Annotated in this window: 1 protein-coding gene and 1 pseudogene; both read right to left on the bottom strand. The window is 75.7% G+C overall.

Features of this window, described 5'->3' with window-relative positions; genetic code table 11:
* Positions 1–498: pseudogene (locus CCN44_RS47200) on the bottom strand (DNA helicase RecD); the annotation flags it as partial.
* Positions 495–1,478, bottom strand: a complete 984-nt coding sequence (locus tag CCN44_RS42215; protein WP_059248406.1) for an aldo/keto reductase — start codon at positions 1,476–1,478, stop codon at positions 495–497. The gene CCN44_RS42215 and the pseudogene CCN44_RS47200, both read right to left, overlap by 4 nt.
* Positions 1,479–1,593: the final 115 nt, after the last annotated feature.

Genomic DNA, 1,593 nt, shown 5'->3' with positions numbered 1-1,593 from the left:
CCGGACCGCCGCGAGCAGGTCGGCCGCCGTGCCGCTCAGCTTGCCGCCGCTCCGGATCGGGCCCTTCTTCTCGGCCTTGCGCCGCTCGATCCGCTCCCGCTCGATCCGCTGCGCGGCCAGCTCGGCCTCCGCCTCGGACTTCTCGGCCGCGGCGGTCCCGTCCTCGGCAGCGGCGGTTCCGTCCTCGGCGGTGGTGCTCCCGTCCTCGGCCGCGGCCTCGTCCTCGGGGCCGGCACCCTCCGCATCCCCGGCACCTTCCGCGCCGTGCGCACCCTCGGGGCCCTGCGTACCCTCGGGGCTCCGCGTGCCCTCGGCGTCCTCCGTGCCCTCGGCGGCCTCGCTGCCGGCGGGGCTCTCCATGCCGTCGGCGTCCTCGGTGCCGTCGGTCTTCTCCGTGCCCTCGGCCGCGACGCCCCCGTCGGTGCCCTGGTCCGGGGTCTCACGGGTGTCCGGCGTCCCCGGCCCGGCGTTCTCCGTGGTCTCCGGCTCCGTGCTCACAGCGTGCTCCAGTCGTGATCGGGATAGCGATGCACGGGCGCCGACACATCGTCCAGCGCCCGGCAGATCTCGTCAGGAAGACTAAGGGCCTCCACTGACAACGCCGCCGTGAGCTGCTGCGCGTTGCGCGCGCCGACGATCGGCGCGGCCACCCCGGGCCGGTCCCGGACCCAGGCGAGGGCCACCTGGAGCGGGGTGACCGCGAGCCCGTCGGCGGCCGTCGTCACCGCGTCCACGATCCGGGTCGCCGTGTCGTCCAGATACGGCTCGACGAAGGGCGCGAGGTGCTCGGAGGCGCCGCGCGAGTCCGGGGGAGTGGCGTGCCGGTACTTGCCGGTCAGCACGCCCCGGCCGAGCGGGGACGAGGGCAGCAGGCCCACGCCGAGGTCGAGCGCGGCCGGCAGCACCTCGCGCTCCACGCCCCGCTGCAGCAGCGAGTACTCCATCTGCGTGCTGGCCAGCCGGGTGCGGGCGCCCGGCGCGGCGAGCTGCCAGGTGGCCGCCTTGGCGAGCTGCCAGCCGCAGAAGTTGGCGACGCCCGCGTACCGGGCCCGGCCGCTGCTCACCGCGAGGTCGAGGGCCTGGAGGGTCTCCTCCAGCGGGGTGTCCGGGTCGTAGGCGTGGATGTGCCACACGTCGACGTGGTCCGTGCCCAGGCGGGCCAGGGAGGCGTCGAGCGCGGCGAGCAGATGGCCGCGGGAGCCGTCGAAGCGGCGGTCCGGGTCGGGGACGCTGCCCGCCTTGGTGGAGATGACCAGGTCCCGGCGCGGCACCAGGCCGTCCATGAGCCGCCCGAGCAGATACTCCGCCTCCCCGTGGCCGTACACGTCCGCGGTGTCGACGAGCGTGCCGCCGGCCTCCCAGAACGCCTTCAGCATGTCCGCGGCGTCGTGCTCGTCGGTGTCCCGCCCCCAGGTGAGGGTGCCGAGTCCGATCCGGGACACGCGCAGGCCGGTCCGGCCGAGATGCCTCTGCTCCATGCGGGCGAGATTACTGGCCAGAACAGGTGCGGTGGGTTGCCTGTGGACAACGGGTTCGGCCGCGCCCCCGAGGGGGCGGGGCGCGCGGTGCGGCCACCGCCGCGCGGGCGCGACC

Source organism: Streptomyces tricolor, from assembly GCF_002155905.1.
GTDB lineage: Bacteria > Actinomycetota > Actinomycetes > Streptomycetales > Streptomycetaceae > Streptomyces > Streptomyces tricolor.
The sequence above is the reverse complement of the archived record's forward strand: the minus strand, read 5'-3'. Positions and strand labels throughout refer to the sequence as shown.

Bases quoted from the DNA above. Each gene is read 5' to 3' on its own strand.
- CCN44_RS42215 (WP_059248406.1), bottom strand. From the start codon at position 1,478: ATGGAGCAGAGGCATCTCGGCCGGACCGGCCTGCGCGTGTCCCGGATC.